The sequence below is a fragment of the Pedococcus sp. P2_A3 genome (assembly GCF_056405035.1).
This window is the reverse complement of sequence record NZ_JBFUCW010000001.1, coordinates 195,719-210,919: the sequence shown is the minus strand read 5'-3', so window position 1 is coordinate 210,919 and position 15,201 is coordinate 195,719. Positions and strand designations below refer to the sequence as shown.

Genomic DNA, 15,201 nt, shown 5'->3' with positions numbered 1-15,201 from the left:
TGGGGGCATGTGCCCCAGCCCCAGTGACGCCCCGAGCGACGCCCGCAGTGACGCCCTCGGCGACAGCGGGTCTGCGGCCGCCCCGGTGACCGACGACGCCCTCCTGCAGGCGCTGTCGACGGTCATCGACCCCGAGATCCGCAAGCCCGTCACCGAGCTCGGCATGGTCGAGAGCGCCACCGTCGACGCGACCGGCCGGGTCGCCGTCACGATCCTGCTGACCGTCTCCGGCTGCCCGATGAAGGACACGCTGACCAAGGACACCACCGCGGCCCTCACCAAGGTGCCGGGCGTCACCGCCGTCGACGTCACGCTGGGCGTGATGAGCGACGAGCAGCGGGTGGCCCTGCGCCAGCAGCTGCGCGGCGGCAACGCCGAGCGCGAGATCCCGTTCGCGAAGCCCGGCTCGCTCACCCGCGTGTATGCCGTGGCGTCGGGCAAGGGCGGGGTCGGCAAGTCGTCGGTCACCGTCAACCTCGCCGCCTCGCTCGCCCAGAGCGGGCTGCGGGTGGGGGTCGTGGACGCCGACGTCTACGGCTTCTCGGTGCCCCGGATGCTCGGGGTGGAGCACAAGCCGACGCAGGTCGACGACATGATCCTGCCGCCCATCGCGCACGAGGTGAAGGTCATCTCGATCGGGATGTTCGTGCCCGGCAACCAGCCCGTGGTGTGGCGCGGCCCGATGTTGCACCGCGCGCTCCAGCAGTTCCTCGGAGACGTCTTCTGGGGTGACCTCGACGTCCTCCTCCTCGACCTGCCCCCGGGCACCGGCGACATCGCCATCTCCGTCGCCCAGCTCATCCCCAACGCCGAGATCCTCGTCGTGACCACCCCCCAGCAGGCCGCGGCCGAGGTCGCCGAGCGGGCGGGATCCATTGCGCTGCAGACCCACCAGCGCATCGTCGGGGTGATCGAGAACATGTCCTGGCTGGAGCTGCCCGATGGCTCCCGCCAGGAAATCTTCGGATCGGGCGGCGGTCAGGCCGTGGCCGAGTCACTCACCCGCGCAGTCGGAGCCGAGGTGCCTCTCCTCGGGCAGATCCCGCTCGACGTCAACCTCCGCGAGGGCGCCGACCAGGGCACGCCGGTGGTCCTGCGCAACCCGGAGTCGCCGGCCGCGGTGTCGCTGCGTGCGATCGCTCGCGGGCTGGCCACGCGCTCGCGCGGGCTGGCTGGGCGCTCGCTCGGCCTCTCCCCCGTCGGCCGCTGACCCCCGTTCTTTTCTGCAACCTGAGCGCCCTCTGGGGCGCTCAGGTTGCAGAAAAGTACGGGGGTCAGTCAGGTGGCGTCGTCGTCGTAGGGCGTGGCCTTGGCCGCGTCGTGCCCGCCAGTGCTGCCCCGGTAGGGCGACGGTGACCCGTCCGACTCCATGGGGGTGGGGTCGAGCAGCGCCTCCCGCACGATGCGGCGCGGGTCGTACTGGCGCGGGTCGTACTGACGCCAGTCGATGTCGTCGAACTCCGGTCCCATCTGCTCACGCAGCTGGCCCTTCGCGCCCTCGGCCATCGCCCGGGCCTGGCGCACCAGCCGACCCAGCTTCGCGGCATACTCCGGAAGCCGCTCGGGGCCGAGGATCACCACCGCCAGCACGATGAGCGCGATGAACTCCCAGCCGTTGATGTCCACCATGACGTGCCCTCGCCTACTTGCCTGAGCCGGACAGGGTCAGGGTGACGCTGATCGTCTGGCTGCCACGGCGCACCTTCATCGACACCTTGTCTCCCACACTCTTGGCCCGGATCGCCACGACGAGGTCGTCGGGGTTGGTCACCCGGCGTCCGTCGAACTCGATGATGACGTCACCCGCCTTGATGCCGGCCTTGCCTGCCGGGCCCTGGGGGTCGACCGGTGCCCCGCTGTTGTCGCTCTCCTTGGACAGGATCCGCACCCCGTCGCCGGTGAACTCACGGTCGAGCACCACCCCGATGACGGGGTGCTGGGCCGAGCCGGTCTTGATCAGCTGCAGGGCGGTCTTGACCACCTGGTCGCTCGGGATCGAGAAGCCCACGCCGATGTTGCCGGACTGGGTGTCGGTGGCCCCCGGGATGCGGGCGATGGCGGAGTTCACGCCGATCACCTGACCGGCCATGTTGAGCAGTGGCCCGCCGCTGTTGCCGGGGTTGATCGCGGCGTCGGTCTGGATCGCGTTGATGTACGACTGCTGGTTGCCGTCACCGCCCGGGCTGACGGGTCGGTTGAGGGCGCTGACGATCCCGCTGGTCACGGTGGACTCGAGCCCGAGGGGGGCTCCCACCGCGATCACCTGGTCACCGACGACGACGTCCTTCGACGAGCCCATCACCAGGGGCACGAGGTCGGTGCGGTTGGTCTTGAGGACGGCCAGGTCGTAGGAACCGTCACGCCCTGCGATGGTCGCGTCGATCTCGGTGCCGTCGGCCAGCTCCACCTTGATCGTGCCGCTGCTGGCGGCGCTCGCGACGACGTGGTTGTTGGTGATGATGTGGCCGTCGCGGTCGAGCACGAAGCCGGACCCGGTGCCCCCGCCGTCGGCCCCGTCGACCTTGATGGTCACGACGCTCGGCAGGGCCTTGGCGGCGATGTTGGCGATCGAGCCCTCGGGTCGGGCCGTCGAGCCGGCCCCGGCGGACGGGATGGAGGAGGGCGTGCGGTCGAGCCGGCCGAAGTCGACGCGGCCGGTCGCACCCAGCCAGCCGCCGAACACGCCGCCGAGGGTCGCGGCAACGAGGGCGGCGGTAGCCGCGACGGCCACGAGCGCACCCCAGCCGGGTCCCTTCTGCTGGGGTGCACTGGCCTCCGGCGGGTGGTGGCCGACCCACGGGGCGGGCTGGCCGGCATACCCGGCGTCTGCGGTGGAGTGGCTGATCGGGTCCCAGCCCTCGCTGGTGCGCTGGGCCGCTGCGGCGTGGGCCGGCTGCCCGGCCACCTCGGTCGGGAAGCCAGTGGGCTCCGCGACGGGCGCGGACCCGGCATCCCCAGCCGACGGGTGGGTGGTGGGCTGTGGTGTCACCTCGTCGAAGGGCCACCCGGTCGGCTCGGCCGCCCAGACCGGACCGGCAGCCGGCTCCGGCGACGACGCTGCCCCGGCGCCCGGGTGCCCGTGCAGCTCCTGGGTGTGGGACAGGTCGACGGGCTGGGTGTGGTCACCCGAGCCGCGCCCGGGAGGCGCCCACGGGTCCCAGACCGGCTCGACGGGCGGCGGGGCCATGGGCGCAGGGACGGGGGCAGGGACGGGGGCAGTCGGCTCGGACCCGCCGGGCTGGTGGGACCACGCGCGGGGGAACGAGCCGAGAGCCGAGCCGGGAGCCGAGCCGGGAGCCGAGTCGGAGAGGGCGTCGGATGCGGGGTCGGACGAGCTGGACGCGCTGGCGAGGGGGTCGGCGGGCGTCGGCCGGTCGTGGCCCTCCAGGTCTCGCTCGTCGCTCATGGGGTCGATTGTGCCGAACGACCACGCACCGTGCCCACGGTGGGTGTGGTCGAGGGGCCTGACGGGGAGCCGCCGAGGCCGGGCACCGTGAAGGCTGCCGTCGCGAAACCGGGGGTGACGGGCCGGGCCCGCTGCACCGCCGGGGGCGCCGTGGGGTTGCTCGGGGTGAGGCCACCGCTCACCACCAGGCTGAGGGCGGCAGCCGCGGTGGCTCCCGCCGCGAGACCGGCATACACCGTCGCGCGCCCGGCCGAGCGGTGCAGGGCCGGCGTGCCACGGTCGACGACGCGGACCGGTGCCACGGGGACCGGCGGCACCATCGGAGCACGCGGCGAGGTCGAGCCGCCCGGGTGCGCAGCAGGCATCTGAGTCGCCAGGGCCAGCAGCATCCCGCGCAGGTCACCCGGGAGCGGTGAACCCGCCGAGGAGCGCAGGGCGGCCAGCACGCGCCGCTCCTCGTCCACGGCCGCCCGGCAGCACTGGCACGCCACGACGTGGCGGTCCCACCGCAGCAACGTTGCGTCATCCATCGCCCGGTCGGCATAGGCCGTCAGCTGGTCGCCGAGGCAGCGGCCGCGCGAGGCGAACGACGCGCTCGCGCCCCCGGTCCACCCGGGGCGGCTCATCGCGATCCCGGCACCGCCCGGCCGAGCACCGGGATCCGGCGCCTGGTCACGGGCGCACGGTCGGCGTCCACGGCGGGACGGGCGAGCTTGGGGTCACGGTGCGCGAGGGCCTCGCGCAGCTGGGCGCGCCCACGGTGGATGCGCGAGCGCACGGTGCCGAGCTTGACACCCAGCGTCGCCGCGATCTCCTCGTAGGACAGGCCCTCGATGTCACAGAGGACGACAGCCGCACGGAAGTCGRGCGAGAGGGCGTCGAGCGCGCGCTGCACGTCGTCGTCGAAGTGGGTGGCGTCGAAGGCGGCCTCCGGGCCGGCCTCACGGGTGGGCAGCCGGGCCGCGGACTCGTCGGACAGCGCGTCGAACCGGATCCTCTGCTTGCGACGCATCTTGTCGAGGAAGACGTTGGTGGTGATGCGGTGCAGCCAGCCCTCGAACGTGCCCGGCTGGTAGCTGTGCAGCGAGCGGAACACGCGGATGAACACGTCGTGCGTGAGGTCCTCGGCGTCGTGCGGGTTGCCCGTGAGGCGGTACGCGAGGCGGTAGACGCGGGCGGAGTGCTGCTCGACGATCTCCTCCCAGGTCGGCGGCACCCAGGCGGGTCCCTCCTGGGCGTCCCCCTGGACGTCCTGCCGGGCCGTACCGATCGTGTCGGTCGCGGTCACGTCCCTCACCTCCGTCGGGCGCCGGGCGGCGCTCACACCTGTCATTCGGTCCAGACGACCGAGTGGCTTGCATCGTTCCCCACCAACCTGAGCATTCCCTGTATGCCGCGGTGCCCGGCTCGGCGCGTGCGCGGCAGTAGGGTTTCCCGCATGAGCGCACAGAAGCCGGCCAGCTGGGCCTACGCCGAGGAGTTCGTCACCGAGAACGAGGTGATCGAGTCGGCGCGGCGGCGCGGCGAGGAGCTGGGGGCCACCCCGGTCGGCAACGGCGCGGGAGTGCTGCTGCGGCTCCTCGCGGCTGCGGTCAAGGCCAAGTCGGTCGTCGAGGTCGGCACCGGCGCGGGCACCTCGGGGCTGTGGATGCTGCAGGGCATGCCGGAGGACGGCATCCTCACGACGATCGACGTCGAGGCCGAGCACCAGGGTGTCGCGAAGAAGGCCTACGCGGAGGCCGGCATCGCCCACCAGCGCACCCGCGTCATCACGGGTCGGGCCCTCGACGTCCTCCCCCGCATGACCGACGGCGCCTACGACATGGTGGTCATCGACGGCGACAAGGTGGAGTACCCCGAGTACGTCAGCCACGGCATCCGCCTCCTGCGCTCGGGCGGCGTGCTCGTGCTCGACAACATGCTCTGGCACGACAAGGTCGCCGACCCGGCCGCGCGCGACCAGCAGACGTCGGTGCTGCGCGACCTCGGCAAGGCCCTGCGCGACGACGAGCGACTCATCCCGGCACTGTTGCCGGTGGGAGACGGCGTGCTGGCGGCCGTCAAGCGCTGACGTCGGGCAGTCGCTGACGTCGGTCAGGCGGCACCGGGGCCGGGGCCGCGGCGGAACCGCCCCGGGCCCTCGGCGATGGCGACGACCTCGAACGGCTCGATGAGGGTCGGGGCCGAGCCGATGATGGCGCTGCCCGCGGACTCGGCCGCCGTCGCGGAGAACTCCCGCTGGAAGTCGTCGCGGTAGACCTGTTCGTCGAAGACGTAGGTGCCCTCGAACCACTCCCCCTCGACCATCCGCCAGGTCTTGAAGGCCAGGCCGTCGAGGAACATGAACTTGGCCATCGACGTGCCGACGACGTAGTCGCGCAGCTCCTGGGCCACGCCCTCGGGCGCCGACTCCAGGGACCAGCGCACGCTCAGTCCGTATCCCGCGTTCATGCCATCTCCTCCAGCCAGGTGAGCAGCAGGCGGGCACCGAAGCCCGTCCCGCCCTTGGTGAGGAGTCCGCGGTCGACGTCGGAGCGACCCACCCCGGCGATGTCGAGGTGTGCCCAGCGTCGCGCGCCCACGAACTCGCGCAGGAACAATGCTGCCGAGATCGACCCGCCCCCGCCTCCGATGCCCGCGATGTGGTTGATGTCGGCAACCTCGCTGTCGAGAGCAGCCCGGTAGTCCTCCACCAGCGGCATCGGCCAGAGCAGCTCCCCGGTCGCCTCCCCGGCGCCCACGAGGGCCCGGGTGAGGGCGTCGTCGGTCGCGTAGACCGGCGCCATCGAGCGGCCCAGCGCCACGCGGGCCGCACCGGTGAGCGTCGCGATGTCGAGGAGCACCGTCGGGTCGAGGTGGAGGTCGGCGTAGGCGAGTGCGTCGGCCATGACGATGCGGCCCTCCGCATCGGTGTTGCCGATCTCGACGGTTCGCCCGCCGTACTGGGTGACGACGTCACCGGGCCGGTATGCCGCGCCGCCCACGGCGTTCTCGGCCAGGGCCAGGAGCCCGGTCACCTTCACCGGCACCGCGAGCTCGCGGCAGGCCGCCAGCACCGCGAGCACGACGGCAGCGCCGCTCATGTCGGTCTTCATCGCGAGCATGCCGTCGACGGGCTTGATGTCGAGGCCGCCGGTGTCGAAGGTGATGCCCTTGCCGACGAGGACGACCCGAGGGGTCCTTGCCGTCGCGCCGTCCGGCGTGTGGTCGAGCTGCACCAGGCGAGGTGGGGTCGCCGAGGCTGCCCCGACCGCCAGCAGGCCGCCGAAACCCTCGGCCCTGAGCTCCCGCTCGCCCCACACCCGCACGTCCAGCCCGGTGCGGCCCGCCAGGGTGCGGGCCTGGGCAGCGAGCCACGCGGGGTTCTTGGTGTTGGAGGGCACGACTGCGAGGTTGCGGGCCAGCATCGTCGCGCGGGCGCGCACCACGCTGTGCCGCACCGCGGGCTCGTCGTAGGACCCAACCAAGGCGATCTCGGCGGCGGGCGCGGTGGCCGGTGCCGCGCCGTCGCGCACCCAGCGGGGACTGGAGTACCCCCCGAGGGCGAGGCCCTCGGCGAGCGCGGACTGCGCCGCGCGAGCGGCTCCACTGCCGACCGTGGCGACCAGGGCGGCACGGCCCTTGGCGGCGCGACCGAGGGCGGCACCGGCGGCACGCAGGTCGGCACTCGTGGCCCCAGCGACGCCGACCAGCAGCACCCTGCGCGCCGGACGCTCACCGGGAGGAAGCGGGATGGTCGTGACCGACCCGGCGTCCGACTTCGGCTCGTGGGTGGCCGTGACCCCTGCGACGTCGAGCCCCACGAGCGCGAGCGCCCGGGCGGTGGCGCCGGACGGCGTCAGTCCGCCGGACGGGACAGGAAGGGCCAGGAGCAGGTCGGCGGGGTCGAGGTCGGCGAGGACGTCGGCCAGGGGTTCCGCGGAGACGGTCCAGGCGCTGGCTGCGGGGTCGAGCAGTTCGAGTGCGCGCACGGACCCGACCCTACCCATCCGGCGCCACCCCGAGGCAGCCCGCCCGAGCCGACCCGGCCAACCCGCCGGAGGTTCGCCCGCGGCATACCCCGGCATGCGCGAGGACCCCCGTCGGCAGGTGCCGATGGGGGTCCTCGAAACGTGCGGTGGGGACTACTTGAGGCCCTCGCAGTTGGTGATCGCGTCACCGAGGGCACGGACCTCGTCAGGAGTCATCTCGACGACGAGTCGACCGCCGCCTTCGAGGGGCATGCGCAGGACGATGCCGCGACCTTCCTTGGTCACCTCGAGCGGGCCGTCGCCGGTCCTCGGCTTCATTGCCGCCATGAGTGTCCTTCCGTTTGGCGTGGGCTGCTGCTGGCCACGCGGATCCACGCCAGTACCTGTGATCAGCCCCGCGCGCGCCAGATTTGCTCCATTATCCCGTGAACCACCTCACAGGCGAAATCCGGGTCCGACGGCGGTCCGGCAGGATGACGGCATGACCGACACGACCGCCGACCCGACCAGCCAGCCGGGCTCCCTCGTCCTCGTCGAGCGCGACGGCGCGGTGGCCACGGTGCGCTTCAACCGACCCGATGCGATGAACTCGCTGGACATCGCCACCAAGGACGCGCTGGTCAGCGCCCTGACGGAGGTGGCGGAGGACCCCGCCGTGCGCTGCGTGGTGCTGACCGGCAGTGGCCGCGCCTTCTGCGTCGGGCAGGACCTGCGCGAGCACATCACCCTGCTCCAGGACGACGACCCGTCGCTGTGGGACACCGTGGCCCGCCACTACAACCCTGTCGTCGAGCTGCTCGCCACCATGAACAAGCCGGTCGTCGCGGCGGTCAACGGGGTCGCGGCCGGAGCCGGGGCAGGTTTTGCGCTTGCCGCCGACTTCCGCGTGATGGTCGACACCGCCGGGTTCAACCTCGCCTTCGCCGGGATCGCGCTGTCGTGCGACTCCGGCTCGTCCTGGTCCCTCCAGCGGATCGTCGGCCCGGCCAAGGCCAAGGAGCTGCTCCTGCTGCCCCGCACGGTCCCGGCCGACGAGTGCCTGTCGCTGGGTCTGGTCACGAAGGTCGTCGCAGCCGACGAGTTCGACGCGGCCGTCCGCGAGCTGGCCACGACCCTGGCAGCCGGGCCCACCCTTGCCTACGGCTCGATCCGCCGCGCCGTCGCCTTCAGCGCCGGTCACGGCCTGAGTGAGTCGCTCGCCAACGAGGGCGACTACATGACGCTCACCGGGGCGACGTCCGACCACCGGGCGGCGGTGGCCGCGTTCCTCGCCAAGGAGAAGCCGGTCTTCACCGGCGAGTGACCGCGCCCCCCCACCCCCCCCACCCAGCACAGGTTCCTCGGTGGCGGACACCGTGCAACCTGTCCCTCAGCCAGCAACGTTTGCTAGCAAAGGTTGCTCGGGATCAGGGTGGGGCGGACGCCCAGGGGGTGTAGGTCAGCAGGGTGCAGGTGAACCAGAAGAGGCCCACCAGGAGGGCCAGGGCGACCACGCCCACCCGGCGGCGCCAGTGCGCCACGACCTTGGCGCCGGTGGAGGTGCGCATGGCCACCGAGGCGACCACCGCAGCGAGGGGGAAGTCGAGCAGCAGGAAGCGCCACATGCTCGTGATCGGGCGCACCACGGCGAGCAGGTACAACGGGTACGCCAGCGCCCAGACCCGCAGCTCCACGGCGAGCCAGCGGCCGTGCCGACCGAGGATCAGCGCGATGTAGGTCGCGACGAGCGCCACGAGGATGACCACCCCGACGATGCCGTGCGCCTCCCACGCCCACGACAGCCACAGCACGAAGGGACCCGACTCGGGCTTCTGGCCCCAGGCCGCCTGCACGTCGAAGAAGGCCTTGGGCAGACCGCTGGTGATGCCGACGACGACGGGCCACGCGACCGACGACACCCCGGTCGCCACGAGCAGGAGCAGGGCGGTCACCCGCTGGCCCCCCACCGGAGTCACCCCGGCGGCGCGGTCGTCGCGCCACCGCAGGACCAGGTGGGCGATGGCCGCACACGCGATGCCGGGCGCGGCCGACCGGGTGAAGCCCAGCGCGAGCACGAGGACGGCGACCCAGGCGTAGCGACGCTGCATCAGCAGGAGCAGCGACCCCGCGATCAGCACCCCCGCGAGCGCCTCGGTGTAGGGCATCACGAGGATCCCGGTGGCCGGGTACAGGCACCAGAGTGCGCCGCTCACGAGCGCGAGGCGCTCCCGCGCCGGCTGGGGCGAGGCGTGCAGGGCGAAGTTGAAGCACCGCCAGACCAGGAGGGTGCACACCGCACCCAGCAGGAGGTTGAGCGCCACCCCGGCCACCTCGAACGAGACCCCCGCGACCATCAGCCCGCGGACCAGGAAGGGGAAGGCCGGGTAGAACGCCCACGCGCTGTACGTCAGCAGGCCCGTGTCAGGGTCGGCGGGGAGCGGGACCGGGTAGCCCTGGGTCGCCACCCGCCGGTACCAGATGCTGTCCCAGTTGCCGAGGATGTCGCCCACGGTCGGGTCGAGGTGGCCCACCCCGGCCGGTGTCTGGAACCACGTCGCGGCCACCCACATGGCGAGCAGGACGATGACCCGCGTCACGGCATACACGAGGAGCAGGAAGACGACGGGGCGCCGAAGGGCCCACCGGCCGACCACTGCGCTGCGGCCCTGGGAGGTCACCACGGCCCGCAGCCCGGTCACGGTCACGGCGGGTAGTCCGAGGGCGGGACGTACACGAGGAGCTTCCAGATCCACAGGGCCTGTCCCGCGACGCCGAGGGCGACGAGCACGCCCGCGCGCGCCCACAGCCACCGCGCGCGGCGCTCGACCCACGCCCCGCCGAGGACCACGGCAATGAGGGGAAAGAGCGGGATGGCGTAGCGGAAGATGCTCGTGAAGGGGTCGAGGACCACGGCGAGGTAGGCCGGGTAGGCCAGGCACCACGTGCGCAGCTCGGGGCCGAGCCGGGTCGCCCAGGGACCGCAGGTGAGCACGACGATGGTCGTGGCCAGGGCGGCCAGCGCGACCGGGCCGTAGACGGCCGCGCCGTCGAAGTCGCGAAAGGCCCACTGGGACATGCCGAGCCAGGGCTTGAAGGGGGTGATGACGCCGCCGACGCGCCAAGCGGCCATGGTGTCGGTGTAGGCGCTGCGGACCCCGGTGGCCTGCCACGCGATCAACGGCCAGGCCACGGCACCGACGGCGGAGGCGGCCAGGGCGAAGGCGCCCGCCGCGTACTCACCGGGCTCGATCGGGTCGACGGCCCGCCTGCGCCACCGGAGCAGGAGCGCCACCGCGACGACGACCGCGACCGGCACGGCGATCGGCCGGGTGATGCCCAGCAGGAGGGCCAACGCGCCGGTGAGCACCCAGTTCCGCTGCACCAGTGCCCAGAGCACACCGCAGAGCACGAGCATGGCGATCGCCTCGGTGTAGGCGATCTGGAGCGAGACGGCCGCCGGGAAGGCTCCCCACACCGCGACCGTGGCGAGCGCGACCCGGGCCCCCAGGCGGTCGGCGAGCAGCTGACCCATGATGACGGCTGCCCCCAGGCCGCAGACCAGCGACAGCGCGGAGGCCACGACCGGGAAGCCGAGACCGGTCACCGTCATGAGCAGCCGGGCCAGCAAGGGGAAGAGCGGGTAGAAGGCCCACGCGTTCTGGGCGACCCGACCGCTGCCCGGGTCGATGGGCAGCGCGTGCGGGTAGCCGTTGAGCGCGATGGAGCGGTACCAGCTGCCGTCCCAGAGCACCGTCATGTCGATCGGCTCGACCGTCGGACCGGTCCAGTCGGGCATGACGACCTGGTCACGGCTGGCCAGCACGAGCAGCAGGGCCGACACCACCCGCAGCGCGAGGTAGACCAGGGCCACCCTCACCACGAGGGTGCGCATCATCGGGCTCCGCCCGCCCGGTGGCAGCCCGCGAGGTGGTCGTCCACGAGCCCGCACGCCTGCATCGCGGCATACATCGTGGTCGGTCCGACGAAGACGAAGCCGGCCTTCTTCAGGGCCTTGGCCAGCGCGACGGACTCCGGCGACGTGGCCCGGAAGTCAGCGGTCGTCTGCGGCGGGACGTGGTGGTCGGGCGCGTGCGACCAGACCAGCTCGTCAAGGCCTCCTGCCTCGCGCAGGGCGAGCACCGCGGCGGCGTTCCTGATCGCGGCGTCGACCTTGAGCCGGTTGCGGACGATGCCGGTGTCGGCCAGGAGGCGAGCCCGGTCGTCGTCGTCGAAGCGCGCCACGACCTCGGGGTCGAAACCGGCGAAGGCGGCGCGAAAGCCCTCGCGCTTGCGCAGGATGGTGATCCACGCGAGCCCCGACTGGAACGCCTCCAGCGTCAACCGCTCGTAGAGCGCCCGCTCACCGTGGACGGGCACGCCCCACTCGGTGTCGTGGTAGGCGAGGTAGTCAGGTGTCGACCCCGCCCAGGCACAGCGCGTGACACCGTCCTCGCCGACGACGAGTCCGCTCACCGCCCGACCTCCGGCTCGCCCGACGGCGACCCCTGAGCACGCTGCACGGCTCGCGCCAGCATGGCGTCGACCGCGCGCCCGTAGAGCCAGTCGCTCGCCCGGGACAGCAGGGGGGCGAACAGTCGCTTGAACGGCAGCGGCCTCACGACGACGTCCTCATACCAGTCGAGACGAGTGCCGGCACCCTCCGGTTCGACCCGCACCTCGGCCCAGCCGCCGAGCAGCCGACCCGTCTTGACGACACGGAAGGACCCCCGCCCGTCCGCTCCCGGAGGGGTCCAGGCGGACACCAGCATCGAGTCGGAGAACCCGACCCGACCCAGCCCGCTGACCCCCGCGAACGCCCAGCCGAGCCGGGGCTCGCCCGCATCGACCCGCATGCGGGTCAACGGCATCCAGTCGCCGTATGCCGCGAAGTCGGTCACGACGTCCCACACCGTCGCGGGTGGCGCGGCGCACAGGCGGGTGAGGTGGAAGTGGGCCATGGTCAGCGGTGCTGGTCGCCGGCCTCGAGCTCCGCGATCCGGTCCTGGAGCCGGTCGAGCACCGCGTCCACCTGGTCCATCCGGTAGCCGCGCAGGGCGGTGTCGAAGCGCACGGCGGCGATCTCGCCGGACCCGAAGTCCTCGGACAGCACCGGGTCGGCCTGGGTGGTGGTGGCCTCGGACAGCGGGTCGTAGCCGAGCCGTCCCACGACGAGCGCGGCGAACCCCCCGACGAGGAGGACGCCGACGGCGAGGAAGAAGACCCAGATCACCGGCCGATCGTCGCACGACTTGCTGACGACGACCTACTCAGCCCGCCGTTCCGAAGCCACGAACGTCGTCGTCGGACCGGCTGATCGCGCTGCGGGTCAGCATCTCGACGAACTGGGGCACGTCCTCCGGGGCGAGGCGGAGGGTCGCCCGGCACACGGTGTCCTGCCAGATCGAGAGGACCACCCGCCCGGACTCCGGGTGACCGGAGATGCGCAGCGTGCGACCGGTGACGTCACGGCCGACGATGACGTCACCATGTCGCGGCAGCGGCGAGATGGTCACGAACCCATCATCCGGTGCGCCGACCCGTCCCGTCCATCCCCCTTCGGGTCGGCTGCCCGGGGACCACGCCAGGGCGCGTTCTGGGGCACGACCCCGTCGCGGCTCCTACTCGGGCCGCTTCGGCGCCACCCGGTCGTCGCCCTCGGACACGAGCCGGACCGCCTCGTCCACGTCGTCGGTCAGGTGCAGCAGCTCGACGTCCTTGGCGCTGACGGTGCCGGTCTCGAGGACGGTGCCCCGGAGCCACTCGAACAGCCCGCCCCAGTACTCCGTCCCCATCAGCACGATCGGGAACGAGGTGACCTTCTGGGTCTGCACCAGCGTGACCGCCTCGAACAGCTCGTCGAGGGTGCCGAAACCGCCGGGCAGGACGATGAACCCCTGGGCGTACTTCACGAACATCGTCTTGCGGGCGAAGAAGTAGCGGAAGTTCACGCCGAGGTTCACGTGCTCGTTGAGCCCCTGCTCGAACGGTAGCTCGATGCCAAGCCCGACCGACGCCCCGCCGGCGTCGCGAGCGCCCTTGTTGGCCGCCTCCATGGCGCCGGGACCGCCGCCGGTGATCACGGCATACCCCTGCTCCACCAGCCGGCGCCCCACCTGGGTGGCCAGCTCGTAGAAGGGGGTGCCGGGCTTGGTGCGGGCCGACCCGAAGACGCTCACGGCAGGACCCAGCTCGGCGAGCGCGCCGAAACCCTCCACGAACTCGCTCTGGATCCGCATCACGCGCCACGGGTCGGTGTGCAGCCAGTCACTCGGGCCCCGGCTGTCGAGCAGTCGCTGGTCGGTGGTCGTGCCGGGCACCCGCGAACCACGGAGCGTCACCGGACCGGTGTGGTACTCGTACTCGTGCCGTGTCGCGCCGGCGGTGCGGGTGTCCTCGTCCTGCGTCTCGTCGTTCACGCAGCCAAACCTACGCGAGCGGCTCACCCCAGCCCGCGCCGACGGGGCCGTCGCTATGGTCGACGACGTGGACACCACCCTGCAGGACACCACCGTCCGAAGACTGCGCGCCATCGCCCTCGACCGCCAGCGCAGCGGTCGGGTCCCAGGGGTGGCAGCGGCGGTCGTCCGCCGTGGCGAAACCCTCTGGTCCGACGGGGTCGGCACCGTCGACGTGACGTCGCCCCGCGTCCCCGGCCCGGACGACCAGTTCCTCATCGCCTCGAACACCAAGACCTTCACGGCGGTGCTCGTGATGGCGCTGCGCGACGAGGGCCGGCTCGACCTCGACGACACCCTCGACCAGCACCTGCCCGGGGTGGAGCACCGGGCCACGGTGCGCCAGGCCCTCTGCCACGCCAGCGGCCTGGCCCGCGAACCGCTCGGCGACATCTGGGAGACGCTCGAGCAGCCCGACGCCGCCACGTTGCTGCGCGACTTCAGCTCGATCGAGCGGGTCGGCCGCCCCCACGACCGCTGGCACTACTCCAACGTCGTGTATGCCGTGCTGGGCCAGCTCGTGGAGCGCCTCGAGGGCCGTTCCTGGGAGGAGTCGCTGCGGGCCCGGATCCTCGAGCCCCTCGGGATGACCCGCACGACGGTCGGCTTCGACGACGGTCCCCGGGCGACCGGCTACCACGTGCAGCCGTTCCACGACGTCCCTCGCGTGGAACCGGTGCTCGACCTGCGGGCGATGGGGCCGTGCGGCGCCCTCGCCAGCACCGTGACGGACCTCGCGACGTGGTCAGGCTTCGTGGCCGCCCCCGACCCCGCCATCCTGTCGCCCGACACCCTCGAGGAGATGTGCCAACCGCAGCTGATGGTCGACCCCGACGACTGGGGCGGAGCGATGGGTCTGGGCTTCTTCCTGATGCGGTCGCCGGGCCAGCGCACCTGGGTCGGTCACACCGGCGGCATGCCGGGCCAGGTGACGGGAGTGTTCACCCACCGCGAGAGCGGCACCGGCGGCATCGTGCTCATGAACAGCTCGTCCTCCCCCGACCCCGCCGCCTTCGCGATCGCCCTGGGTGAGCACGTCCTCGACCACGACCCGGCCGAAGCGGAGCCGTGGCGTCCGGGCACCTCAGTCCCCGAGGACCTGGCGCCACTGCTCGGCCGTTGGTTCTCCGAGGGGTCGGGCTTCACCTTCTCGGTGCGGGAGGGTCGGCTCGAGGCGCGCGCTGACGCAGCGCCCACCGACCGTGCGCCGTCGGTGTTCGAGCGCCTCGACGGCACGACCTTCCGCACCGTGTCGGGACGCGAGCGTGGTGAGACGCTGCGGGTCACCTACGACACCGACGGCACGGTGCTCAAGCTGAACTGGGCGACCTACCTGGTCACCCGTGCCCCGTTGGGGTTCGGCGAGTCGCTGGAGGGCTGACGCGACGGC

The 15,201-nt window shown here is 72.5% G+C and carries 18 protein-coding genes; 4 read left to right on the top strand and 14 right to left on the bottom strand.

Features of this window, described 5'->3' with window-relative positions:
* Window positions 1–7: 7 nt before the first annotated feature.
* Window positions 8–1,210, top strand: a complete 1,203-nt coding sequence (locus tag AC1DX8_RS01050; protein ID WP_477628045.1) for an Mrp/NBP35 family ATP-binding protein — start codon at window positions 8–10, stop codon at window positions 1,208–1,210.
* 68 nt (window positions 1,211–1,278) lie between these two features.
* Here AC1DX8_RS01050 and AC1DX8_RS01045 read toward each other — a convergent pair whose 3' ends face one another.
* The 4 genes from AC1DX8_RS01045 to sigE are packed head-to-tail and all read right to left on the bottom strand — an operon-like array spanning window position 1,279 to window position 4,694.
* Window positions 1,279–1,629: a twin-arginine translocase TatA/TatE family subunit gene (locus tag AC1DX8_RS01045; protein ID WP_477628044.1), complete on the bottom strand. Its 351-nt coding sequence runs from the start codon at window positions 1,627–1,629 to the stop codon at window positions 1,279–1,281.
* Between the two features lie 13 nt (window positions 1,630–1,642).
* Window positions 1,643–3,406 (bottom strand): S1C family serine protease, encoded by a 1,764-nt coding sequence (locus tag AC1DX8_RS01040; protein WP_477628043.1) that lies wholly within the window; start codon window positions 3,404–3,406, stop codon window positions 1,643–1,645.
* Window positions 3,403–4,032 carry an anti-sigma factor family protein gene (locus AC1DX8_RS01035; protein ID WP_477628042.1) on the bottom strand — a complete coding sequence of 210 codons (630 nt, stop codon included), beginning with the start codon at window positions 4,030–4,032 and terminating at the stop codon, window positions 3,403–3,405. Before AC1DX8_RS01035 ends, AC1DX8_RS01040 begins: the two co-directional genes overlap by 4 nt.
* Window positions 4,029–4,694, bottom strand: a complete 666-nt coding sequence (gene sigE / locus AC1DX8_RS01030) for an RNA polymerase sigma factor SigE (RefSeq protein WP_477628041.1) — start codon at window positions 4,692–4,694, stop codon at window positions 4,029–4,031. The genes AC1DX8_RS01035 and sigE overlap by 4 nt, the downstream gene beginning before the upstream one ends.
* Window positions 4,695–4,844: 150 nt before the next feature.
* Here sigE and AC1DX8_RS01025 point away from each other — a divergent pair, with 150 nt between their 5' ends.
* Window positions 4,845–5,477 carry an O-methyltransferase gene (locus AC1DX8_RS01025; protein WP_477628040.1) on the top strand — a complete coding sequence of 211 codons (633 nt, stop codon included), beginning with the start codon at window positions 4,845–4,847 and terminating at the stop codon, window positions 5,475–5,477.
* 23 nt (window positions 5,478–5,500) lie between these two features.
* Here AC1DX8_RS01025 and AC1DX8_RS01020 read toward each other — a convergent pair whose 3' ends face one another.
* From AC1DX8_RS01020 to AC1DX8_RS01010, 3 genes are all read right to left on the bottom strand, one after another.
* Window positions 5,501–5,857, bottom strand: a complete 357-nt coding sequence (locus tag AC1DX8_RS01020) for a hypothetical protein (RefSeq protein ID WP_477628039.1) — start codon at window positions 5,855–5,857, stop codon at window positions 5,501–5,503.
* Window positions 5,854–7,377 (bottom strand): leucyl aminopeptidase family protein, encoded by a 1,524-nt coding sequence (locus AC1DX8_RS01015; protein ID WP_477628038.1) that lies wholly within the window; start codon window positions 7,375–7,377, stop codon window positions 5,854–5,856. Before AC1DX8_RS01015 ends, AC1DX8_RS01020 begins: the two co-directional genes overlap by 4 nt.
* 153 nt (window positions 7,378–7,530) lie before the next feature.
* Window positions 7,531–7,704 carry a DUF3117 domain-containing protein gene (locus tag AC1DX8_RS01010; RefSeq protein WP_082592686.1) on the bottom strand — a complete coding sequence of 58 codons (174 nt, stop codon included), beginning with the start codon at window positions 7,702–7,704 and terminating at the stop codon, window positions 7,531–7,533.
* A 154-nt stretch (window positions 7,705–7,858) separates the two neighbouring features.
* On the opposite strand from AC1DX8_RS01010, the gene AC1DX8_RS01005 reads away from it, so the two are divergent.
* Entirely contained in the window at window positions 7,859–8,680 is an 822-nt protein-coding gene (locus AC1DX8_RS01005; protein WP_477628037.1) for an enoyl-CoA hydratase/isomerase family protein, read from the top strand.
* Between the two features lie 103 nt (window positions 8,681–8,783).
* Here the strand turns inward: AC1DX8_RS01005 and AC1DX8_RS01000 are convergent, their stop codons facing one another.
* The 7 genes from AC1DX8_RS01000 to AC1DX8_RS00970 form a co-directional block, all read right to left on the bottom strand.
* Entirely contained in the window at window positions 8,784–10,061 is a 1,278-nt protein-coding gene (locus AC1DX8_RS01000; RefSeq protein ID WP_477628036.1) for a hypothetical protein, read from the bottom strand.
* Window positions 10,058–11,251, bottom strand: coding sequence for a hypothetical protein (locus AC1DX8_RS00995; protein WP_477628035.1), 1,194 nt, complete (start codon window positions 11,249–11,251; stop codon window positions 10,058–10,060). The genes AC1DX8_RS01000 and AC1DX8_RS00995 overlap by 4 nt, the downstream gene beginning before the upstream one ends.
* The gene (locus tag AC1DX8_RS00990; RefSeq protein WP_477628034.1) at window positions 11,248–11,829 is read right to left on the bottom strand and encodes a DNA-3-methyladenine glycosylase I; all 582 of its coding nucleotides are present in this window, start codon (window positions 11,827–11,829) and stop codon (window positions 11,248–11,250) included. The genes AC1DX8_RS00995 and AC1DX8_RS00990 overlap by 4 nt, the downstream gene beginning before the upstream one ends.
* Window positions 11,826–12,314: an SRPBCC family protein gene (locus AC1DX8_RS00985; RefSeq protein WP_477628033.1), complete on the bottom strand. Its 489-nt coding sequence runs from the start codon at window positions 12,312–12,314 to the stop codon at window positions 11,826–11,828. The genes AC1DX8_RS00990 and AC1DX8_RS00985 overlap by 4 nt, the downstream gene beginning before the upstream one ends.
* A 2-nt stretch (window positions 12,315–12,316) precedes the next feature.
* Window positions 12,317–12,586, bottom strand: a complete 270-nt coding sequence (locus AC1DX8_RS00980) for a DivIVA domain-containing protein (RefSeq protein WP_477628032.1) — start codon at window positions 12,584–12,586, stop codon at window positions 12,317–12,319.
* A gap of 37 nt (window positions 12,587–12,623) precedes the next feature.
* The gene (locus tag AC1DX8_RS00975; RefSeq protein ID WP_477628031.1) at window positions 12,624–12,869 is read right to left on the bottom strand and encodes a hypothetical protein; all 246 of its coding nucleotides are present in this window, start codon (window positions 12,867–12,869) and stop codon (window positions 12,624–12,626) included.
* Window positions 12,870–12,974: 105 nt separating this feature from the next.
* A complete protein-coding gene (locus AC1DX8_RS00970) occupies window positions 12,975–13,772 on the bottom strand; it encodes an LOG family protein (protein WP_477628030.1) in 798 nt (265 codons plus the stop codon).
* A gap of 67 nt (window positions 13,773–13,839) precedes the next feature.
* Between AC1DX8_RS00970 and AC1DX8_RS00965 the strand changes: the two genes are divergently transcribed.
* Window positions 13,840–15,192, top strand: coding sequence for a serine hydrolase domain-containing protein (locus AC1DX8_RS00965; RefSeq protein ID WP_477628029.1), 1,353 nt, complete (start codon window positions 13,840–13,842; stop codon window positions 15,190–15,192).
* Window positions 15,193–15,201: the final 9 nt, after the last annotated feature.

What these genes read in the sequence shown, in the direction of transcription:
- AC1DX8_RS01050 (WP_477628045.1), top strand. Translation starts at nt 8, where the DNA reads ATGTGCCCCAGCCCCAGTGACGCCCCGAGCGACGCCCGCAGTGACGCC.
- AC1DX8_RS01045 (WP_477628044.1), bottom strand. Translation starts at nt 1,629, where the DNA reads ATGGTGGACATCAACGGCTGGGAGTTCATCGCGCTCATCGTGCTGGCG.
- AC1DX8_RS01040 (WP_477628043.1), bottom strand. Translation starts at nt 3,406, where the DNA reads ATGAGCGACGAGCGAGACCTGGAGGGCCACGACCGGCCGACGCCCGCC.
- AC1DX8_RS01035 (WP_477628042.1), bottom strand. Translation starts at nt 4,032, where the DNA reads ATGAGCCGCCCCGGGTGGACCGGGGGCGCGAGCGCGTCGTTCGCCTCG.
- AC1DX8_RS01025 (WP_477628040.1), top strand. Translation starts at nt 4,845, where the DNA reads ATGAGCGCACAGAAGCCGGCCAGCTGGGCCTACGCCGAGGAGTTCGTC.
- AC1DX8_RS01020 (WP_477628039.1), bottom strand. Translation starts at nt 5,857, where the DNA reads ATGAACGCGGGATACGGACTGAGCGTGCGCTGGTCCCTGGAGTCGGCG.
- AC1DX8_RS01010 (WP_082592686.1), bottom strand. Translation starts at nt 7,704, where the DNA reads ATGGCGGCAATGAAGCCGAGGACCGGCGACGGCCCGCTCGAGGTGACC.
- AC1DX8_RS01005 (WP_477628037.1), top strand. Translation starts at nt 7,859, where the DNA reads ATGACCGACACGACCGCCGACCCGACCAGCCAGCCGGGCTCCCTCGTC.
- AC1DX8_RS00995 (WP_477628035.1), bottom strand. Translation starts at nt 11,251, where the DNA reads ATGATGCGCACCCTCGTGGTGAGGGTGGCCCTGGTCTACCTCGCGCTG.
- AC1DX8_RS00985 (WP_477628033.1), bottom strand. Translation starts at nt 12,314, where the DNA reads ATGGCCCACTTCCACCTCACCCGCCTGTGCGCCGCGCCACCCGCGACG.